General features: G+C 40.4%; 20 protein-coding genes. 19 read left to right on the plus strand and 1 reads right to left on the minus strand.

The window, feature by feature from the left end:
- Window positions 1-378 precede the first annotated feature (378 nt).
- From iolG to GB993_RS08405, 10 genes are all read left to right on the plus strand, one after another.
- Window positions 379-1,470 carry an inositol 2-dehydrogenase gene (gene iolG, locus GB993_RS08360; RefSeq protein WP_238331632.1) on the plus strand — a complete coding sequence of 364 codons (1,092 nt, stop codon included), beginning with the start codon at window positions 379-381 and terminating at the stop codon, window positions 1,468-1,470.
- A 16-nt stretch (window positions 1,471-1,486) separates the two neighbouring features.
- The gene (iolE, locus tag GB993_RS08365; RefSeq protein ID WP_017260704.1) at window positions 1,487-2,395 is read left to right on the plus strand and encodes a myo-inosose-2 dehydratase; all 909 of its coding nucleotides are present in this window, start codon (window positions 1,487-1,489) and stop codon (window positions 2,393-2,395) included.
- A 30-nt stretch (window positions 2,396-2,425) separates the two neighbouring features.
- Window positions 2,426-3,463, plus strand: a complete 1,038-nt coding sequence (locus GB993_RS08370) for a Gfo/Idh/MocA family protein (protein ID WP_161003904.1) — start codon at window positions 2,426-2,428, stop codon at window positions 3,461-3,463.
- A gap of 28 nt (window positions 3,464-3,491) precedes the next feature.
- Entirely contained in the window at window positions 3,492-4,532 is a 1,041-nt protein-coding gene (locus GB993_RS08375; RefSeq protein ID WP_161003905.1) for a Gfo/Idh/MocA family oxidoreductase, read from the plus strand.
- 34 nt (window positions 4,533-4,566) lie between these two features.
- A complete protein-coding gene (locus GB993_RS08380; protein WP_161003906.1) occupies window positions 4,567-5,991 on the plus strand; it encodes a sugar porter family MFS transporter in 1,425 nt (474 codons plus the stop codon).
- Window positions 5,992-6,080: 89 nt separating this feature from the next.
- Complete coding sequence (locus GB993_RS08385; protein ID WP_161003907.1) at window positions 6,081-6,533, plus strand: DMT family transporter; 453 nt, start codon at window positions 6,081-6,083, stop codon at window positions 6,531-6,533.
- A 30-nt stretch (window positions 6,534-6,563) separates the two neighbouring features.
- Window positions 6,564-7,442, plus strand: a complete 879-nt coding sequence (locus GB993_RS08390) for an AraC family transcriptional regulator (protein ID WP_161003908.1) — start codon at window positions 6,564-6,566, stop codon at window positions 7,440-7,442.
- A gap of 126 nt (window positions 7,443-7,568) precedes the next feature.
- Window positions 7,569-8,609 carry a Gfo/Idh/MocA family protein gene (locus tag GB993_RS08395; RefSeq protein WP_161003909.1) on the plus strand — a complete coding sequence of 347 codons (1,041 nt, stop codon included), beginning with the start codon at window positions 7,569-7,571 and terminating at the stop codon, window positions 8,607-8,609.
- Between the two features lie 12 nt (window positions 8,610-8,621).
- Window positions 8,622-9,488 carry a sugar phosphate isomerase/epimerase family protein gene (locus GB993_RS08400; RefSeq protein ID WP_161003910.1) on the plus strand — a complete coding sequence of 289 codons (867 nt, stop codon included), beginning with the start codon at window positions 8,622-8,624 and terminating at the stop codon, window positions 9,486-9,488.
- A gap of 75 nt (window positions 9,489-9,563) precedes the next feature.
- The gene (locus tag GB993_RS08405; protein WP_161003911.1) at window positions 9,564-10,433 is read left to right on the plus strand and encodes a TIM barrel protein; all 870 of its coding nucleotides are present in this window, start codon (window positions 9,564-9,566) and stop codon (window positions 10,431-10,433) included.
- A gap of 125 nt (window positions 10,434-10,558) precedes the next feature.
- On the opposite strand, the gene GB993_RS08410 is transcribed toward GB993_RS08405, so the two are convergent.
- The gene (locus tag GB993_RS08410; protein WP_161003912.1) at window positions 10,559-11,404 is read right to left on the minus strand and encodes a MurR/RpiR family transcriptional regulator; all 846 of its coding nucleotides are present in this window, start codon (window positions 11,402-11,404) and stop codon (window positions 10,559-10,561) included.
- A 180-nt stretch (window positions 11,405-11,584) separates the two neighbouring features.
- Here GB993_RS08410 and GB993_RS08415 point away from each other — a divergent pair, with 180 nt between their 5' ends.
- The 9 genes from GB993_RS08415 to GB993_RS08455 all read left to right on the plus strand — a co-directional run bounded on the left by GB993_RS08415 (window position 11,585) and on the right by GB993_RS08455 (window position 19,802).
- A complete protein-coding gene (locus GB993_RS08415; protein WP_161003913.1) occupies window positions 11,585-12,046 on the plus strand; it encodes a PTS sugar transporter subunit IIA in 462 nt (153 codons plus the stop codon).
- A complete protein-coding gene (locus GB993_RS08420; RefSeq protein WP_017260710.1) occupies window positions 12,046-13,371 on the plus strand; it encodes a PTS ascorbate transporter subunit IIC in 1,326 nt (441 codons plus the stop codon). The genes GB993_RS08415 and GB993_RS08420 overlap by 1 nt, the downstream gene beginning before the upstream one ends.
- 32 nt (window positions 13,372-13,403) lie before the next feature.
- On the plus strand, window positions 13,404-13,691 hold the full coding sequence (locus tag GB993_RS08425; RefSeq protein ID WP_017260711.1) for a PTS sugar transporter subunit IIB: 288 nt from the start codon (window positions 13,404-13,406) through the stop codon (window positions 13,689-13,691).
- A gap of 13 nt (window positions 13,692-13,704) precedes the next feature.
- A complete protein-coding gene (ulaG, locus tag GB993_RS08430) occupies window positions 13,705-14,778 on the plus strand; it encodes an L-ascorbate 6-phosphate lactonase (RefSeq protein WP_017260712.1) in 1,074 nt (357 codons plus the stop codon).
- A 44-nt stretch (window positions 14,779-14,822) separates the two neighbouring features.
- Window positions 14,823-15,443, plus strand: coding sequence for an orotidine 5'-phosphate decarboxylase / HUMPS family protein (locus GB993_RS08435; protein ID WP_161003914.1), 621 nt, complete (start codon window positions 14,823-14,825; stop codon window positions 15,441-15,443).
- Window positions 15,444-15,675: 232 nt separating this feature from the next.
- Window positions 15,676-16,683: a ribose utilization transcriptional repressor RbsR gene (gene rbsR, locus GB993_RS08440; RefSeq protein WP_161003915.1), complete on the plus strand. Its 1,008-nt coding sequence runs from the start codon at window positions 15,676-15,678 to the stop codon at window positions 16,681-16,683.
- 250 nt (window positions 16,684-16,933) lie between these two features.
- Window positions 16,934-17,329, plus strand: a complete 396-nt coding sequence (gene rbsD / locus GB993_RS08445; protein WP_161003916.1) for a D-ribose pyranase — start codon at window positions 16,934-16,936, stop codon at window positions 17,327-17,329.
- 17 nt (window positions 17,330-17,346) lie between these two features.
- Window positions 17,347-18,831 (plus strand): sugar ABC transporter ATP-binding protein, encoded by a 1,485-nt coding sequence (locus GB993_RS08450; protein ID WP_161003917.1) that lies wholly within the window; start codon window positions 17,347-17,349, stop codon window positions 18,829-18,831.
- Window positions 18,831-19,802, plus strand: a complete 972-nt coding sequence (locus GB993_RS08455) for an ABC transporter permease subunit (RefSeq protein ID WP_017260718.1) — start codon at window positions 18,831-18,833, stop codon at window positions 19,800-19,802. The genes GB993_RS08450 and GB993_RS08455 overlap by 1 nt, the downstream gene beginning before the upstream one ends.
- Window positions 19,803-19,813: the final 11 nt, after the last annotated feature.

Genomic DNA, 19,813 nt, shown 5'->3' on the forward strand with positions numbered 1-19,813 from the left:
ACATCTGAAGCTTCAGGACCAGTTGAATCATCGTTCAAAATAGCCACCTCCAGAAAAAAAGTAAATGTGTAGACGATTCAGCTATTGAATCGTCATTTTTTTTGAGCAAATTATGATATGAAATCGACATCTTTGTGCAAGCCGTAACGCTGCAATGGCCTTAACAAGGACATCATCTTCACAAAGTGATTGTGCGCACAAGAAGATAATTTAACTTCGGCTTGAATTATTTCACGAGTGCTTGTGATTGTCAACACATCAAAGTAAAACGCTTTCTTTTTAGGCTTAAAAATAAAATGTGATGTTGACAAAAGCCTTTATCATGCTATTATGACGTCAGATGCAGCGAACAGCTGGGGATACCCAGGTGGTGTGAAAATGCCATTTTTATATATATTTTCACAAGCATTTGCTCAGTTGAAAAATGCTTCATATCATAACATGAAAGGAGGTATTCACATGAGCAATGACAAAAAAATCACAATCGGGATTATCGGTATGGGGCGTATTGGAAATGTTCATTTCAAAAATTTAAAGCAGATAGATAATGTCAAAATTGAATCAATTTGCGACATTCTCGCTAAGGATGATTGGGTTGAAAAATATTCAGTGAAAAAGATCGTCAAGGATTATCACGAAGTGTTAGATGATTCTGATATTCAAGCGGTCTTGATCTGTACGCCTACAGATTTACATCCACAAATGACTATTGACGCTGCTAAAGCGGGCAAAGATATTTTTTGCGAAAAGCCAGTCGGGTTTGACAATGCTGAAATTTTAAAAGCATTAGACGCTGTCAAAAAAGCCGGCGTTAAATTCGAAGTCGGATTTAATCGTCGGTTTGATAAAAATTTTGATCGGATAGTCGATTATAGAAAAAATGGCAGTCTTGGAAATGAGCAGATATTAAAAATTACTTCTCGTGATCCAGAACCACCTTCGATGGATTATGTTCGTCATTCTGGCGGTATTTTCATGGACATGACGATTCATGACTTTGACATGGCAAGGTTCATTACTGGCGAAGAAGTTGATCGTGTATTTGTAACTGGCAACGTCATGATTAATGACGAGATTGGCAAGGCTGGAGATATTGACACTGCCATCATTACATTAATGTTCAAGAATGGAATGATGGGTGTAATTGATAATAGTCGACAGGCCGTGTATGGATATGATCAGCGCATTGAATTGTTTGGTTCGAAAGGCATGGCGCACGCCGATAATGTGACAGATTCGACGACGACCTATTCCTCAAAGGATAACGTTGCGGGAGATAAACCAATGTTCTTCTTTTTACAGCGTTACATGGATGCATATAAAAGAGAACTTGAATCATTCTTTGGTGCAGTTCGCGGAGAACACGAAGTCCAGTGCACATTTGAAGATGGTATTCGTGCGATTCGTTTAGCTCAAGCAGCGAAGAAGTCATTAGATACAGGCGCAGTTGTTTCAGTTCAAGACATATAAAACGGAGGCAATAGTTATGGCATCAGATGTTAAAAACGACATTAAATGGGGTATTGCTCCAATTGGTTGGCGGAATGATGATATTCCATCAATTGGTAAAGAAAATAATCTTCAGCAATTATTAAGCGACATTGTTGTTGCAGGGTTTGATGGCACCGAAGTGGGTGGTTTCTTCCCAGCACCAGAAAAATTGAACTATGAATTAAAATTACGCAATCTGCACATTGCCGGTCAGTGGTTCAGTAGTTATATCATTCGTGACGGTATTGAAAAGGCGAGTGAAGCCTTTGAAAAACACTGTCAATTTTTGAAAGCGGTTAATGCCCCAGTCGCTGTTGTCTCTGAACAAACATATACGATCCAAAGATCTGATACAGCCAATATTTTCACGGACAAGCCGCATTTTACAGATAAAGAATGGGATGAAGTTTGCCAAGGGTTAAACCATTACGGTGAAATTGCTGCCAAGTATGGGATTAAGGTTGCTTATCATCACCACATGGGAACTGGCATTCAAACGAAAGAAGAAACGGATCGCTTGATGGCGAACACTGATCCAGACAAGGTCGGTCTGCTTTTCGATACAGGACATATTTATGTTTCTGATGGAGACTACATGAGCCTATTAAACGACCATATTGATCGAGTTGTTCATGTTCATTTCAAGGATGTTCGCAAAAAGCAGGAAGATGATTCACGTGCAAAGGGACTCACTTTCCAGCAAGCCTTTTTGAACGGGATGTTCACAGTGCCTGGTGATGGCGATTTGGATTTCAAACCTGTATTTAAAAAATTGGTTGAAAACAACTATAAGGGTTGGATTGTTGTTGAAGCTGAACAGGATCCTGATAAAGCCAATCCACTGGAAATGGCTCAAATTGCCCGTAAGTACATCGATAATAATTTAATTTCTCAATTCAACTAAAGCAATTAAAGAAAATAAGGAGATTACATCATGGCTGAAACACATGTTACCAAAGTAGGGATTGTTGGTATTGGTTTTATTGGATCAGATCACTTACACCGTTTGACGAAAACTATTGCTAACGTGGATGTCACTGCTGTTTGTGATATTGTACCCGGAAAAGCACAGAAAGAATTGGACCGACAGGGACTAACTGCTCATGACTATTTGGATTATCACGATTTGGTTAACGACCCAGATGTTGACGTTGTTGTATGTACTGCGAATAACGAAGCCCACTACGAAATTGTAATGGCAGCTTTAAAAGCCGGTAAGTTCACATTCTGTGAAAAGCCATTGGCATTGGATGCAAAACAATGTTTGGACATCATTGCCGAAGAAAAGAAATATGGCAAACGGATGTTGCAGGTTGGATTCATGCGCCACTACGCACCTGAATATGTACAAATGAAGCAAATGATTGATGAGGGTAAAATTGGTGCGCCATTAATGATTGACGAACGCCATTACAACCAAACTCAGCCTGAAGAATATGATTCAAGTCGTTCAATTATTGAAACAGCAATTCACGAAATTGATTTGGATCACTGGTTAATCAATGATGACTATGCAAATATTCGTGTCTTTAGTCCAAAGCAAACTAAGTATGTTCAAAATGCTAAGATTCAAGACCCAATGATTGTCATGATGGAAACTAAGACTGGTATTAACATCATTATCGAAGTCTTTGTTCGTTGTCAGTATGGCTATGACATTAAGTGTGATGTTATTGGTGAAGAAGGGGTTCTGGAATTGCCAACGGTACCACAAGTTGCTACTCGTTTGAACGCTGAATACAGCACTGCCATTTTGACAGACTGGAAGGCTCGTTTCGAAAGTGCTTACGATATCGAATTCCGTGACTTTATCGATCATGTTTCACAAGAAGAATCACCAGTTGGTCCATCTGCATGGGACGGTTACATTGCTGCCGTTACTGCGGACGCTGCCATCACTTCATTGAACGATAAAGGTGCTACCCAAGATTTGAGCTTCCCTGAAGCACCAGCTTTATACGCTGAAAAGTAACGGTTATGGATTCTCGGAGGAATTAGCCATGACAAAACAGACAAATCCGGTTCGCGTTGGAATTATTGGTTTAGGCCGTTTAGGCTCGAGGCATGCACGCCACTTAACTGAGAAAATTCAAGGAGTTGACGTTGTTGCGGCATGTGCACTTGATAAAGATCAATTGCAATGGGCACACGATGATCTTGGAATTGAAAAAATATTCCTTGATTATAAGGAAATGATTGATCAGTCCAATTTGGACGCTGTGGTTATTGTTGCACCGACACCTTTCCATCCAGAAATGACAACTTATGCTATGAATGCGGGATTACATGTCTTTTGCGAAAAACCACTTGGTCTTGACCTTGATGAAGTTCAAAAAATGGCAGATACCATTCACCAACACCCTAAGCAAATTTTTCAAAGTGGATTTATGCGCCGCTATGACAAGTCCTATCAGTACGCAAAGAAGATAGTTGATGAAGGCAAGATTGGTAAAATCATTTATATGCGCGGTTACGGAATTGATCCAATATCCGGAATGGAAAGCTTCAAGAAATTTGCATCTGAAGCTGACTCTGGCGGCATTTTCGTGGATATGAATATTCACGATGTTGATTTAATTCGATGGTTTACGCATCAGGAACCAGTTGAGGCATATGGATTAACTAGCAATATTGCCGCACCTGACTTGGCGGATATTGGAGAATTTGAAACTGGGGTCGCGCAGTTGAAAATGGATGGTGGCGTCATTGCTACTTTAATTGGTGGTCGCCACGCCGCACATGGCAATCAGGTCGAACTCGAAGTGATGGGTTCTAATGGCTGGCTTCGTGTGGGCGAACATCCGGATCTTAATCGCGTAACAGTCTTTAGTGAAAATGGTGTCTCTAGACCATCCTTGCAGAGTTTTGGCGCTCGTTTCGATGAAGCCTTTTTAGATGAAGTTCAAGATTTTATTAGCAACATTGCAAAAGGCCAGCAGCCAGAAGTAACTGTTGAGGATGGTATCCGAGCTTTGAAGATTGCCAAGGCATGTCAGGAGTCCGCTAACACGGGAAAACTGGTAAATATTCCAAAGGGATGACCTATAACCTACTTATAAGAAAGAAGACACAATAATGGATCAAAGTCAGGACCAAAAATCACATGTTGGCTTTTTATGGGCCGCCACATTCATTTCTGCGATGGGATCACTCCTTTTTGGGTATGATACTGGGATTGTTAATGGGTCACTGCAGTTCATGGCCAAAGCACAGCAACTTGATTTAACATCCTTTCAACAGGGGATTGTTTCTTCAGGATTAACTTTAGGTGCCGCATTTGGAGCTATCTTTGGTGGGCCGTTAGCTGATAAAATTGGCCGCAAACGAATTTTAACTATCTTGGGAATTATTTTCGCAGTTGGAGCACTTGGTTGTGCATTCTCGACCAGCATTGCCATACTGATTATATTCAGATTTTTACTAGGCTTAGCAGTTGGGTCAGCTTCGGCGAATGTACCGGTTTATATTGCTGAAATTGCTCCTTCTGAATTTCGGGGCAAAATGGTTACGACCGCACAAGTTATGATCGTTTCAGGACAATTTATTGCATTTGGCGTGAATGCGGCATTAACACCATTAGGCGCAGGCAATGCAGCAATTTGGCGATGGATGCTCGGGCTTGGAACTATACCCGGAATTATCTTATGGTTGGGAATGTATCTGGTTCCTGAATCACCTAGATGGTTGGTTTCTCAAAATAAAACGTCAAAAGCACTCGAAGTGTTGAAAAAAATTCGTTCTGCTGCATCAGTGCCATCCGAGATGGCCGAAATCGAGGCCAAGAATAAGGCCGACAAAGAAGAGGCAGCTGAACAAGCGAGTTTTAAAGAATTATTTCAAACACGTTGGGTACTGCAAATCCTTATCACAGGTGCTATGTTAGGCATTATTCAACAATTTGCAGGGATTAATTCCATAATGTATTACGGTGGTAAGATTATTCAAGATTCAGGATTTAATCCAACGGTTGCTGCCATTTTGAATACCGGTAATGGACTACTGTCTGTTGTTGGTGCGGTTCTAGGGATGTTCACAATTGACTGGCTGGGTCGTAAAAAATTGGAGTATTCTGGCCTAATCATTTGTGCAACCACGCTAGTCATCGCCGGGGTGATTCATTCGACAGTGCCAAATGCAAGCTGGGCAGGTATCACTATCGTTATCCTTGTTTACATTTACATTATTTTCTTCCAGGGTACTTTAGGGCCTGTTACTTGGCTGATCAATTCAGAAATCTTTCCACAGAGGTTCCGTGGTATTGGAACTGGAATTACCATTTTTATACTTTGGATTGGTAATTTCGTTGTTGGGTTATTATCCCCAGTACTACTGGATTGGAACATGTCATATACCTTTTATATATTCGCTGCATGCTGTGTTTTAGGAATAGTGTTTGTTCATATAAGGGTTCCTGAAACAAAGGGTGTACCCCTTGAAGAAATTGAAAAATATTTCAGATCAAAATATGATAAGTCTTATAAAGAGGATTCAAAGCACTAAAACCTGTATCGTTGCTGATAAGGGTCATAGCATAAAAGGTCAATCACGGGTTTCCGTGATTGGCCTTTTGCGTGTAGGAGGACGTTGTAATGGAGAAATTACTATTGTTGTTTTTTGCACTGATTGCAGGTAGCTTTCAACCTATTCAAAGCGGTGTTAATGCTACCCTACGTACTCACATTAATTCAGCTTATTTAACAGGAGCAATTAGTAATTTTATTGGTGCAGTTATTATGCTCCTGTTGGCGGCGAGTATCGAGCGTAATAATGTGTCTTTGATAAAGCCCGCAGCAGACAATTGGTGGCTTTGGACAGGCGGAATTCTTAGCGCATTGATTGTTTTGTCAACGGTTATTGTACCTGGACGAATTGGGTATGCTACTTTTTTTGGACTATTTATTGCGGGTCAATTACTAATGTCTATTATGATCGATTTTTTTGGGTGGTTTGGCGGGCACAAGGTTACTATTAATATTCAAGAAATTTTTGGCATCCTTTTATTGGTTGGGGGATCGTGGCTAATCACTCGAAGTCATTCTTAGAAACGTAAGGGGCAAAACGGAGGAGTTAAGATGCAATATTCACACTTTATTCCAAGGCATGAGGCAGGGATTTCTCAAAAGTTGCTATATTTTAATGTACCTTCAATCTTATCTCGTCACTATATGATTTATCCGTTATGGGCAGGTGATTATATTGTTAAAACGCCATATCAAGTCAAACGTGATTATATGAACTCTTTTATTTTAATGTGCATTGATTTTGGGGCTTTAGATTTTTTTTATCATGGAAAATGGTTTACAGCGCTAGATAAGTCCGTGCTGATTTTAGATTGCAAGGAACCCAATAGATACTTGGCGCGAAGTGAAACACACTTTTCATTCATACATTTTAGAGGATATGAAGTACAAAGCTTTTTTGACCGTTTCCTACTCAACCATTCAATTTTGGTGACCAATAATGACAATCTTTGCAATCAAGTGTGGGAAGTTGTCGACCAAATCAAGCTACACGAAAAAAATAAAATTGATGAAGCCAAATTATCTGAAGGTTTGTATCGTGTGCTGCTGAGTTTACTTATCTATGGAGAGCAAGGAGGACAGCAGATAAAGCCTCACACAGTGAAAACAGTGCCCGCACAAATTGAAAATGTAATGCTGTTTATTCAAGATAATTTTGCAACGAATTATTCTATTACAGAAATTGGCGATATTTTCGGTTCTAGTTCTTCTTCGTTGTCACACCAATTTAAAAAGTATTTTGGTATGGGGATACATGAAGCATTTATTCGTCAACGGATAATTCATGCTCAAGAGGCGTTAACTGATTCAGATAAAACAATTGAGGAGATTGCTCAAGAATGCGGTTTTAGTGATTCTCCACATTTTATCAAGCGGTTTAAGCAAGCAACTGGGTATACTCCACGGTTCTTTAGACAGTCGCATTTATAGTTACTTGCATGTCTTAAACTAATGCATAAAAGTACAATAAGTATGCACAATCATTAATTGTAAGCCCTTTCATTAGTCCTTATAGTGTATTTGTAAAATCAATCACAATAATTGGAGGGTATGAAAATGACAATTAATGTCGGAGTTATTGGTTTAGGAAATATGGGTTCAAGTCATTTGGATAGGCTGGCTAACAGAATCAGCGGCGTGAGGCTGAACGGTATTTGTGATTTAAAAAAGGAGTTAACAGATAAATATTCGAAAATGTATGACGTTAAGGTTTATGACAATGCCATGGATTTAATTGACTCACCTGACATTGACGCGGTTGTGGTAGTTACGTTGGAAGGCAATCAAGAGGAACAGCATCGGACACACGTGCCATTCGTACTTGAAGCCATTAAACAGAAAAAGTATGTTTTTTGCGAAAAGCCAATCGCAGATACTGCAGATGATGCAATGAGAGTCATTGATGCGGAAGTGAAACTTGGAAAGCGTTATACACAGATCGGGTTCATGCGTCGTTTTGACCCGAGCTATATTGAGTTAAAGAGAGAAATAGATTCCGGAAGATATGGTGAACCTTTGTTAGTGCACGCAACGCATCGAAACGAAACAGTGGACGAAACGTATGATACTCCGATGGCAATTGCAGATACGGCGGTTCATGAAACCGACATCCTCCATTGGTTGCTTAATGATGATTATGAGTTCGGATCGACTTTCTTACCCAAAAAACAAACGCGATATACTCACAAAAATTTGCATGATCCACAAGTAATTACGATTGATACTAAATCAGGTGTACATGTTGACTTGGAGGTATTTGTAAACAATCAGATGGGTTATGACATTAATTGCGAAGTGGTATGTGAAAAAGGTGTACTACGGCTTGAAACGCCACATTATACAAGTGTTAAGACGAATCTGCATCAGGAAGAATATATTCCTGAAGAGTACACAGAACGTTTTAAGACAGCGTATGATACTGAAATGCAGGAATGGGCGAACGGAATCAATGAAGACAGGGCGGTTGGACCTAGCGCCTGGGATGGGTTAATTTCAATGACTACGGTTGATGCACTCCATAAATCGCGTAATGAAGGTGGAATCAAAGAAGCGATTACATTGCCAATTGACCGGCCTGAATTGTACAGCGAAGACTAGGAGATGATCGATATGAAATTAGCATACGATCCATCAATGTTTCGAGATAATATGTCATTCAAAGATATGGTTGATAGGGTAGCTCGATTAGGATATCAATATATTGAGCTCTCACCACGACAAGACTTCATTTGGTTTTATCAATATCCCAAAGTAAATACGCAAATGATTAAAAGTGTCAGACGCTGGTGTGACGATGCAGGCGTTCGTATTTCTTCCGTTTTACCAGTTCAGCAATGGTCATCGCCAAATGAACAAGAACGTTGTGCCGCAGTTCGTAATATGAAACGCACAATTGAAATAACGTCAGAATTGGGCGTAGATACCCTTAATACTGAATTTTCTGGTGATAAATACAATGCTGTAGCTTCCGAAGGTCAGTGGTACAAGTCTATGGAAGAATTGTTGCCAATATTTGATCGGGAAAACATCAAATTGGAAATTCAATCACATCCGAATGATTTCATTGAAACTAGTAGAGAAGCATCTAGATTAATTCGATCTTTAGATTCGGATATTGTTAGCCAAGTCTGGTGTTCAGCGCATGCTTTCTATTACGATGACGGTTTGGGAGATGTCCGTCAGCAGTTTAAAGAGGCCGATGGTTTGATATCGCATATTTTGATTGCTGACACTTTTAATCACAAAGGAAATTTTGGATTACGTTATATTATTAATCCGCCTGAGGCACCTGTTACAATCCATCAGCATTTGAATCCCGGAGAAGGAGAGGTTGATTTTAAAACACTCTATCAAGTTCTAAAAGAAACAAAGTTTGATGGAATCGTCACCAATAATGTTTTTGCATGGCCTGATAAAGTTGAATGGTCCAATAACAAGACGTTAAAAAGTATTAGGGACGGTCTCGAATTAAAATGATTCACAGACTCTGAATAAAATAAATTGAGAACGTCAGTTGAAGCATAAAAATGACCAGCAGGTGAGGGGATAAATATGATCAGCAAAAAACGAATCGGGATAAACCGGAACGTTGCTCCAGGGATGTCGTTGGAAAAATTTGCGCAATTAGCCAAAGACAATAACATTAAAATAGTAGAATTGAGGAATGATTTATCTGGAGTACCTACGGTTGAATCCATCACTGACGGGCGATCAATTGAAGAGGTCAAATCGGTTTTAAAAGGCTTAAAAATTGAGACAATTAATGCGCTGGGAAATGCTGATTCAGCAGAATTACTTCAAAATAACGTCGATATTCTTACACAAATGTGTGAAGTGGCTAAACAACTTTCAGTTACTAGAATCATTTTTTGTCCGACGCGTGATGCCAGTGATACACGCTCGGACGGACAACGGCAAGAAGATTTGGTAACTGCGCTACGTTCATTTTCAGCAATTTTAAAAAGCTTTGGTCTTCAAGGGTTACTAGAACCATTAGGTTTTGCTGATAGTGTTCTACAAACGCCTTGGGAGGCGCAAGCAGCACTAAAAATTAGCGGTGTGGACAATTTTAAAATAGTAGCGGATACATTTCATTACTTTCTAGCCGGTGTAACTGCTCGGGATATTCAAAAGCGAGTAGATGTAAAACAAATTGGCCTTGTTCATATGAGTACAGTTGCACCCGGAAAATCAGTGTCTTCACTTGCAGATGAAGATCGAATGATGCTTGATAATGCCGATGAAAGTCGTTGCCTTGAGTATGTTCGACTGTTACAGGCATCTGGATATTCCGGAAATTATTCATTTGAACCTTTTTCATCGAAACTGCGTCAGTGGGATTTGAATCGGGCCAGTGAAAGCATTGCTGTTAGTGTTCAGATGGTAGAAGAAACTGCTAAAAAATCTAGTTTAGAGTTGTAGCAAGTCCTACTTGAGTGGATGCTTAGTCATTGCTCCGAATATAACTTAAGCCAAAATTACTTGTCAGTAAAACAACAGTCAGACCACTGGAATCAATGTAGCCTGACTGTTGTTTTGTTTATATTCTATGCAGGATGCTTTTTTGAAATAGTGGAACGAATTTCATCAAGAACTATTTCTGCAGATTTGCCAAAATATTGTGCCGTTAGCATATACAAGCAATCGTTGATTGCCAATTGAGAGGTTAGTGATAGCAATGCCTCAGATCGGTATCGAGAATCTTCAGAAATGGAGAAGAAGTCTACATTCCCGTATTCAGCTAAAGGTGAATTTGGAAAACTTGTGATAACGATTATTGGCACATGTTTAGATCTTAAGGCCTCAGCGATTTCAAGTGTATCCGTATCATTTCCAGTATGCGAAATTACAACCGCACAGTCAGAATCAGACATTCGAGAGGCTTGCATTAAGGCCAAGTGGTATTCGGTATCATGTAGAACGTTTAAGGGAACTCGTAGAAATTTGTGATAGGCGTCAAGAGCCACAATGTTTGATCCACCGAGACCAAAGAATTCCAATTTTTTAGCGTGGACGATGAGATTTACAGCTTTTTCCAAGTCTTTTTCATCCATTAAATCGAATGTACCATTTAGGGTTTCGATATTTGCATCGAGTGTTTTTTTAGCAACCATCTTTGGTGTGTCAGTGTCAGCAACTTCTTGAATGGTGGGTGCGCTTTTACTCATTTGATTTGAAAGTGCCCATTTAAGCTGTGAGTAATTAGTGTAACCTAATTGTTTTGCAAAACGTGAAATTGTGGCAACAGAAACGTGGCAGTCCCCAGCAAGTTCAGTAACGGTTTTGGAGGAAGCATTAGTTTGGTTGGCGAGAAAATAGTCTGCGATGCTCTTACTACTGTGTCCAAGGGACGGGTAGATGTCTTTAATCCGGTCAAAGATGTTTAATTCCATTTGTTTTTATCTTCCTTAATTCATAAAACTAATGATTTGTAGTGTGACATAACGATAACATGACAATTTAAAATTTTCTAGCTTGCAATGAAAGCGGTTTCGATTATAATAGTAAATGTAAAAAGCAATCATTTCTAATTAGAAATTTATGACGTTATTTTACATTACGGAGGTAAAATTATGGACACCGATCCAAAGCTTTCTGTTGATGAAGTGCAGTTAAAGGTACATGCATCAAACTGGGAAGAAGCAATTCAGGTTGCTGCCAAGCCATTAGTAGATGGTAAAAAAATTACTAATGATTACGTTACAGCAATGATTGATTCCGTTAAAAAATTAGGCCCTTACATTGTGATTGCACCAGGATTGGCGCTTGGTCATGCACGACCGTCAGAAGCTGTGCATCAAACAGGGTTCGCAATTGCAACATTGGCGGAACCCGTGAAGTTTGGAAACAAAGACAACGATCCAGTTGATCTGGTGGTTATTCTTGCTTCTACCAGTGATACGGCCCACCTTTCATTGTTGCAAAAGATTGTTATGTTTTTGAATGACAGTCAAAACTTAGAAACTTTGCGTCGTGCGAAAACACGAGAAGACGCAAAGCATATTGCTGAACAGATCAACGGGGGCGATCAGTAATGCAAGTGATTAATTTCTTGGTTTATCAGGTTTTGAGTAACGAAACTATTTTTCTTGGCTTGGTAGCGTTGGTTGGATTATTGCTCCAACGCAAAAAGTTTCCGCAGGTTGTTGATGGCACAGTTAAAACTGTTATTGGATTAACCGTTTTATCTTCTGGTGCCGGAATTTTAATTACTTCTCTATCGCCAGTGGTCACAAAGTTGAACTCAACACTTCATGTTAAAGGGGTTCTACCAACTAATGATGCTGTCTTTGGCGTGGTACTTCGCTTTAGCAGCATTGCAAAGAACACGGTTATCACCTTCCTATTGGCATTCTTCCTCCATTTGGTATTAGTAAGAATTTCATCAGGAAAGAATTTTAAGAACGCCTATTTAACCGCCCACCTAATGCTTTACCACGCAGCGTTTATGAATGTTACGTTGCCAGTTGTATTACATACCAACGGTTTTTGGACGATTGTTGTTGGGACGGTTCTGAACGCGGTCTACTACACGTATTCACCTGCAATTCCAAGAATCATTTCACGACCATGGATGCATGATGTGTCCACGCTAGGGTTTATGGATCAGGTTGGGTCGTTGGTTGCTCACTTTATTGGTAAATGGTTTGGTAGTTCCAAACCTGAACAGGATGCCGATAATATGAAGTTGCCTAAATGGGCCTCAATGTTCCGAGACAATACGATTGTTCTGTTCTTCTTAATGCCAATTATCTTTGTTGGAATCGGATTAGCCGTTGGTCCTGCAGGCATCCAACAACTTGCAGGGAAAGGTCCTGATGCTACGAACTGGATCATGTGGTTAATTCTACAAGGATTCACGTTTACGGCTGGGATTGTTATCTTACTTTCTGGTGTGCGGATGTTTATTGGTTCGATTGTGCCAGCATTTAAAGGGATTTCTGATAAATTCCTTCCTGGTGCGATTCCTGCCTTGGATGCGCCAACCATCTTCCCTTATTCACCAATGGGTGGGATGTTTGGTTTCCTTGGTTCGACTGTTGGTTGTATTTTGATCACGTTTGCCACAATTATTTTCAAATCTCCTGTTATCGTGTTCCCAAGTCCAATCATTATGTACTTTGACGGGAATGTCATGGGGGTATTTGGTAATAAGGCTGGTGGTTGGCGTGGTGCCATTATGGCCGGATTTATCACTGGGATGATTTCATCAGCTGCCGTCATTCTGTTCTATCCACTTACTGGTGCTGTGTACGGCAGTGGGTTAACGTGGTCAAACATCGACTATGCTCTTGTTTGGATGCCACTTATGTACCTGCTAAAGTTCATTCGCACCGCGATTGTTGGCTTTATTCTGTAATTTAAACGCAAACGAAATTTGGAGGAAATATCATGAAAATTATTGCTGTATGTGGTTTAGGTGTTGGATCAAGTGTTATTGCAAAGATGAACATTGAAAGTATTTTGTCTGAAGAAGGTAAAGATGAAGTTGATGTAGACACTGTTGATTTAGGCAGTATTCGAAGTGCTCCAGCTGACATTTATGTAACGACACGGGAATTGTTTGAAGATTTTCCTGAAGAAGATAAAGAAAAGACCATCGTTTTGACAAACTTTGTGGACAAAAACGATATCAAAGCCCACTTAGATCCAAAAATGGCAGAATTAGAGAATAAGTAAGGAACGTGGAAAAATGTCAGTTGATAATGTAAATGATGTCACAGAACAAACATGGAAAGATGAAGTGTTCCCAGAGTGGGGAACGTGGTTAAACGAAGAAATTGATCGTACTGAGGTACCACAAAACAAGTTTGAAATGTGGTGGCTAGTTAATATGGGCATTTGGCTTAAGTCTGATCAGCAGACGAGTGTTGCCATTGATTTGTGGTGCGGTACTGGTAAAACAACACATGACAAGGCTGACATGTCACCACGTCATCAGTGGTCCCGTTTGACCGGGGGCCGTAAAATTCAGCCTAACTTACGGGCTCAACCAATGGTCATTAATCCGTTTGCAATTCATCATCTTGACGCATATCTTGTGACGCATTTTCACCATGACCACATTGACATGAATGTGGCTGCGGCCATTTTGCAAAACGTAAAGGAGCCAATTCCATTTATTGGGCCTAAAGATGTTGTTGATCAGTGGCTTGACTGGGGTGTTCCGGCTGACCGGTGTCGTATCGTCAAACCCGGGGATGTCATCAAAGTAAAGGACATTGAAATCGATGTGACAGATTCCTTTGACCGCTCGGTGTTAATTACTGATCCCGACGAAAAAGATTTGCCTGATGATAAACAGGTGCCTGATATGGATGCTCGAGCCGTTAATTATGTTTTGAAAACTGATGCAGGCACCGTATACGATGCTGCCGATTCACACTTTTCATCTTACTTTGCTAAACATGGTAAGGACTTTGACGTCGATGTCGCAATTGTGGCATATGGAGAAAATCCAATCGGTGTCCAAGACAAAATGACTTCCGTAGATGTTCTACGGACTGCAGAAGACTTAAATACAAAAATTGTCATTCCGCTACATTGGGATGTATGGTCAAACATGCTTGGAGACCCGAGTGAAGTTGAAGCATTGTGGGAAATGCGTAAAGAGAGGTTGGATTATAAATTCCATCCATTCTCTTGGTTACCAGGTGGACGATTTGTTTATCCTGACGACCAAGATAAACTGGAATATTATCATGATCGTGGATTCAAGGATCGTTATACGCATCCGATTAATCTACCATACAAGTCATTCTTGTAATCACTAAAGTAAATATTGAAAGATCTCTTTCTGAGGAAGTCGGAATGAAATTACAGGTCGCAATTGATCGTAAGTCGTTAACCGAAACCGAGCAGCTAGTCCGAAGCTTGAATGGTATCGCCGATATCATTGAGTTTGGTACATCGCTGATTAAAGATTTTGGGTTTAATGATGTCAGTAAACTTGCACAGTTGGCTCGTCACAGTCGTGTATTGTATGACATTAAGACTGTTGATGAAGGCGCCTATGAATTTCATTCCGGCTTTTATTATGGCGCCGATTATCTAACAGTCATGGGCTCAGCGTCTCCGTCGACAATTGCTTTATGTTATAAGGAAACTAATGCGATTCAGCACATGATGATTGACTTGACTGATGTGCCTGAGAATCAAGTCGCAAAAATTGATACTTTCGATAACGCCGTTTATTTGGTTCATCACAATAATGATCTTGGTACCAAAATTGACGCACCCAAAATGCTCGCTAATTTTCATCAATTACATCCTAAAGTGAAGCATATCGCTGTAGCTGGCGGAATTGATTTAGACAATGCTCAGAGGCTTAGGAAACAAGGTATCGCGGAGATCGTTATTGTTGGTGGGAAAATAAGCAGCGCAATGTTTGCTGAGGGAGCCGCTAGATCCTTTCGAGAAATCCTAAAGTGATAATTTATTGCTGAGGCAATTTGAACTAGAGAAGAGATAACCAAAATGGTTGTCTCTTTTATTTTAGATTGAAAGTAGCTGAGTTTTAGCAAACGCTTCCAATGCTTAGATAAAGGTATTTGCTTAAATAAAAAATAATAAAAAACATGGTTATCTTCTTACTTTTTGTTATGATGATATGGTAAAAGTTTTACTAATAGGCATTCTATGTGATGAAAGTTTGGTGATAACTGTGGGTAAACGAGTAACTATCAAAGATGTGGCTGAAGCGGCAGAACTATCAATTACGGCTGTTTCTCAAATATTGAATGGTAAAGGAGAACGATTTCCCAAAGCCACCAGAGATCGTGTAATGGCCGTGAGAGATAAGCTCGGCTACGTTCCAAACTTTAATGCAAGAAGTATGATTAACCACTCAATGAAGACTGTTGGCATCATCGTGCCTAATCTTGTTAACCCTTTTTTCAGTACTTTTCTGAGGGGTATTCAAAGTGCAATGTATGAGAGTGAGTGTGTGCCGATTATTTTGTCGGCAGATCACAATGAGACCCTGGAAAGGTATTATTTAAAAACATTCATTGAGCGCGGCGTTGATGGTGTCATCATTGCGGGGTCGGCGATTGGGAATAAAGGAATTAAGGACTTATTACAACCGATTCACATTTCATATCTGTTATTTGACCAAGCTGATCCCATAAGTGGCGGGGATCAAATAATTGTGAACGATGAGCACGGTGGTGAACTGGCCACATCCCATTTGATTCATGCTGGACACAGAAAAATTGCCGTTGTGATACCAGAGCAGCCATCACAAAATGTGAAATTAAGATTGGCAGGTTATCGGCACACACTTGAGCAAAATCAGATTCCGTTTGACTCACAGTTGATTTTTCCGACGGTGCTTTCGAAAATGGGTGGTCGACAAATCGCTGCTGATATTATCGAATCCAAGGTAACGGCCGTCTTTAGTACTAACGATGAAATGGCCATTGGGCTGATTCGGGGATTGCAGGAAGCAAACGTGCGCGTGCCCGAGGATGTTTCAGTGATCGGATATGATGACATTGACTTAGACGATTATGTAACGCCACGATTAACAACAATTCATCAACCGATTTACGACATGGGCGTGTGGGCCGGCCAAATGATTATGAGTCGCTTGAGCACGCCAGAATTGAGTCCACAACTTAAGATGGTTGATGTTAGTTTAAGGGAACGTAACTCGGTTAAAAGATTGTGAATTGCCAAAATGTAAATGTTCGATATTATGCTTGATTAAATGCTTCTTTCTAAATGTATAGGTCGATTATGATCTATCGTTTAGGAAGATTTTTTTGTCTAGATTGCTAGTGTATAAACAAAATTTCTAAATTTGAGTACGAAGTGTTGTAAACGCTTACATAAATTGGTATCCTATACGAGTGAAGTACGTAAATCGTTTTACTGGATTTTTTCACAAACATTAATCGAAGGGTGGTTCAACGTTTCAAATGAAGAAAACAACAGTTATCAATTCAGACTTATCGCGTGTTATTGCACAAATGGGGCATTTTGATACGCTGGCAGTTGGCGATGCAGGAATGCCAGTGCCTGCTGGGACAGAGAAGATTGATTTAGCGGTTACTAAGAACCTGCCAAGTTTTATCGATGTGCTGAAAAACATCTTAAGTGAACTTCAAGTACAACGGATTTTTCTGGCAGAAGAAATGAAGACTCAAAATCCGAAACAACTAACGGCGGTTAAAGAACTATTACCAGACGTTGAGATTCAATTCATTCCGCACGATCAGATGAAGGCAGATCTTAGCAAGGCGCATGCATTTGTACGGACAGGGGAAATGACGCCGTATTCAAATATTATTCTTGAGAGTGGCGTAACCTTTTAGGGGAGGCAAAATCACAGATGGAAATTGACATGCAACATATTTCTAAAGCGTTTGGTCCTAACGTCGTTTTAAAAGACGTTAACTTTTCCGTTAAGGGCGGAGAGGTCCATGCGTTGATGGGAGAAAACGGTGCAGGCAAGTCGACAATGATGAATATCTTGACGGGCTTATTGGAGCCTAACGGTGGTTCAATCAAAGTTGACGGTAAAGAAACACATTTTGCTAGCGCGTTGGAAGCGGAACAGCATGGCATCAGCTTTATTCATCAAGAAATGAATAATTTTGGTGAAATGCCGATTCTAGACAACATGTTTTTGAACAAGGAAATTAAGACGCGGTTTGGCTTTATCGACAACGTAAAAATGAAAGCGATTGCACAGGAATCACTAGCCAAGCTTGATGTGAAACTAGACTTAAATCAGCCAATTGGCAATTTATCTGTTGGACAACAGCAAATGATTGAAATTGCGAAGTCTTTAATGACAGATGCCAAAATCATTATCATGGATGAACCTACGGCTGCCCTGACAGAAAATGAAATTGGCAAGTTGTTTGACGTGATTAAGTCTCTTAAAGCGCAGGGTGTGGGTATTATTTATATTTCACACAGAATGGAAGAGCTTTTTGAGATTTCCGACCGTGTGACTGTTATGCGTGACGGACTAACGATTAACACGTACAACACAAAGGAAACCAACGTTAAACAAATCGTTCACGACATGGTTGGTCGAGATATGGGTGACTTTTATCCTGACCGTCATCCCAAGTTTGGCAAAGTCATGTTAGAAACCAACAAGTTAACACGTGAAGGTGTCTTTAAAGATATTAGTTTCAGCGTGCGTTCTGGGGAAATCCTCGCCTTTTCTGGATTAATGGGTGCAGGTAGAACGGAAGTCATGCGTGCCATTTTTGGAATTGACAAACTTGATTCAGGGACAATCACGGTAAATGGAAAGCAAGTCAAGATTTCAAATCCAAGTGATGCCATCAAGGATAATATTGGATTTTTAACTGAAGATCGCAAATCTGAAGGGCTTATTTTGGACGACAGTATTGCTGACAACATCGATCTGCCAAGCATTGAGGGATTCGTCAAGCACGGAATGATTGATCGTAAGGCTGACAGGGATTTCGTTAACTTGCTGATGAAGCGACTGACCGTCAAAGCAAATAGTGCTGAAGATGAAGCAGGCAGTTTGTCTGGTGGTAACCAACAGAAAGTTGTTTTGGCTAAGTGGGTAGGTTCCGGATCGCAAGTGCTAATTTTGGATGAGCCAACTCGTGGGGTCGATGTTGGTGCTAAACGTGAAATCTATGATTTGATGAACGAACTCACAGATCGTGGAACTGCCATCATCATGGTTTCTAGTGATCTTGATGAAGTACTCGGTTTTTCAGATAACATTGCCGTACTGTATGAAGGAAAGCTAATGGGGGTTGTGCCAACTGCTACCGCGACCCAAGAGAGTGTTATGACATTAGCAACGGGAGGAGAAAACTAATGGATAACCAAACAGAAACAAAGCGTCACTTTAGCTTTGGCGACTTTTATTCGAAACTTGGTCCGCTGGTCGCCCTGATTGTTCTAATTGTGCTTGTATCAATTTTGAATTTTTCGTTTCTTGATCCACTGAACTTATTGAATTTACTTCGCCAAGTCTCCATTAACGCGTTGATTGCCTTTGGGATGGAATTTGTTATCCTGACTGGTGGAATTGACCTATCTGTTGGATCGATTCTAGCGTTAAGTGGTGCGTTTACTGCACAGTTAGTATTGATGGGCGTGCCGTCGTTTATTGCCTTCCTGATTGGGATGGTTACTGGTGGTATCTTTGGTGCATTGAACGGTGTCTTAATTGCTTATGGTAAAGCAGCACCGTTTATCGCAACGTTGGCGACACAAACAATTTTCCGTGGTGCAACGTATGTGTTTACTAAAGGTAACCCAATTACAGGTGCCAAGATGAGCAATAACTTTGGCTTCCAATTCTTTGGTCAAGGTTACTTATTCGGTATTCCATTCCCTGTCTACATTATGGTATTGTTCTACATCCTTGCGTTTATTCTGTTACACCGGACAACGTTTGGTCGTAAGACTTACGCCTTGGGTGGTAACCCTCGTGCTGCTTTTGTTGCTGGTGTTAAGAACAATAAAATGATCATTTGGATCTACACTCTGGCAGGTTTTCTTTCTGCGGTTGCTGGGATGATTCTAACGTCACGTCTGGCATCTGCTCAGCCTGATGCAGGGGTGGCCTACGAAATGGATGCCATTGCCGCCGTTGTGTTAGGTGGAACGAGTCTAGCAGGTGGTAAAGGTAAGATGTTCGGAACGTTGATTGGTGCCTTAATTATCGGGGTCCTAAACAACGGTATGAATTTACTTGGAATTTCAAGTTTCTATCAACAGATCGTTAAAGGGATCGTGATCCTGGTCGCTGTCCTGCTCGATCGTAAGCAGGCCAAAGCCTAGGGAGGGGTACT

Origin of the sequence: Furfurilactobacillus milii, assembly GCF_009864005.1 — a bacterium.
GTDB classification, from domain to species: domain Bacteria; phylum Bacillota; class Bacilli; order Lactobacillales; family Lactobacillaceae; genus Furfurilactobacillus; species Furfurilactobacillus rossiae_B.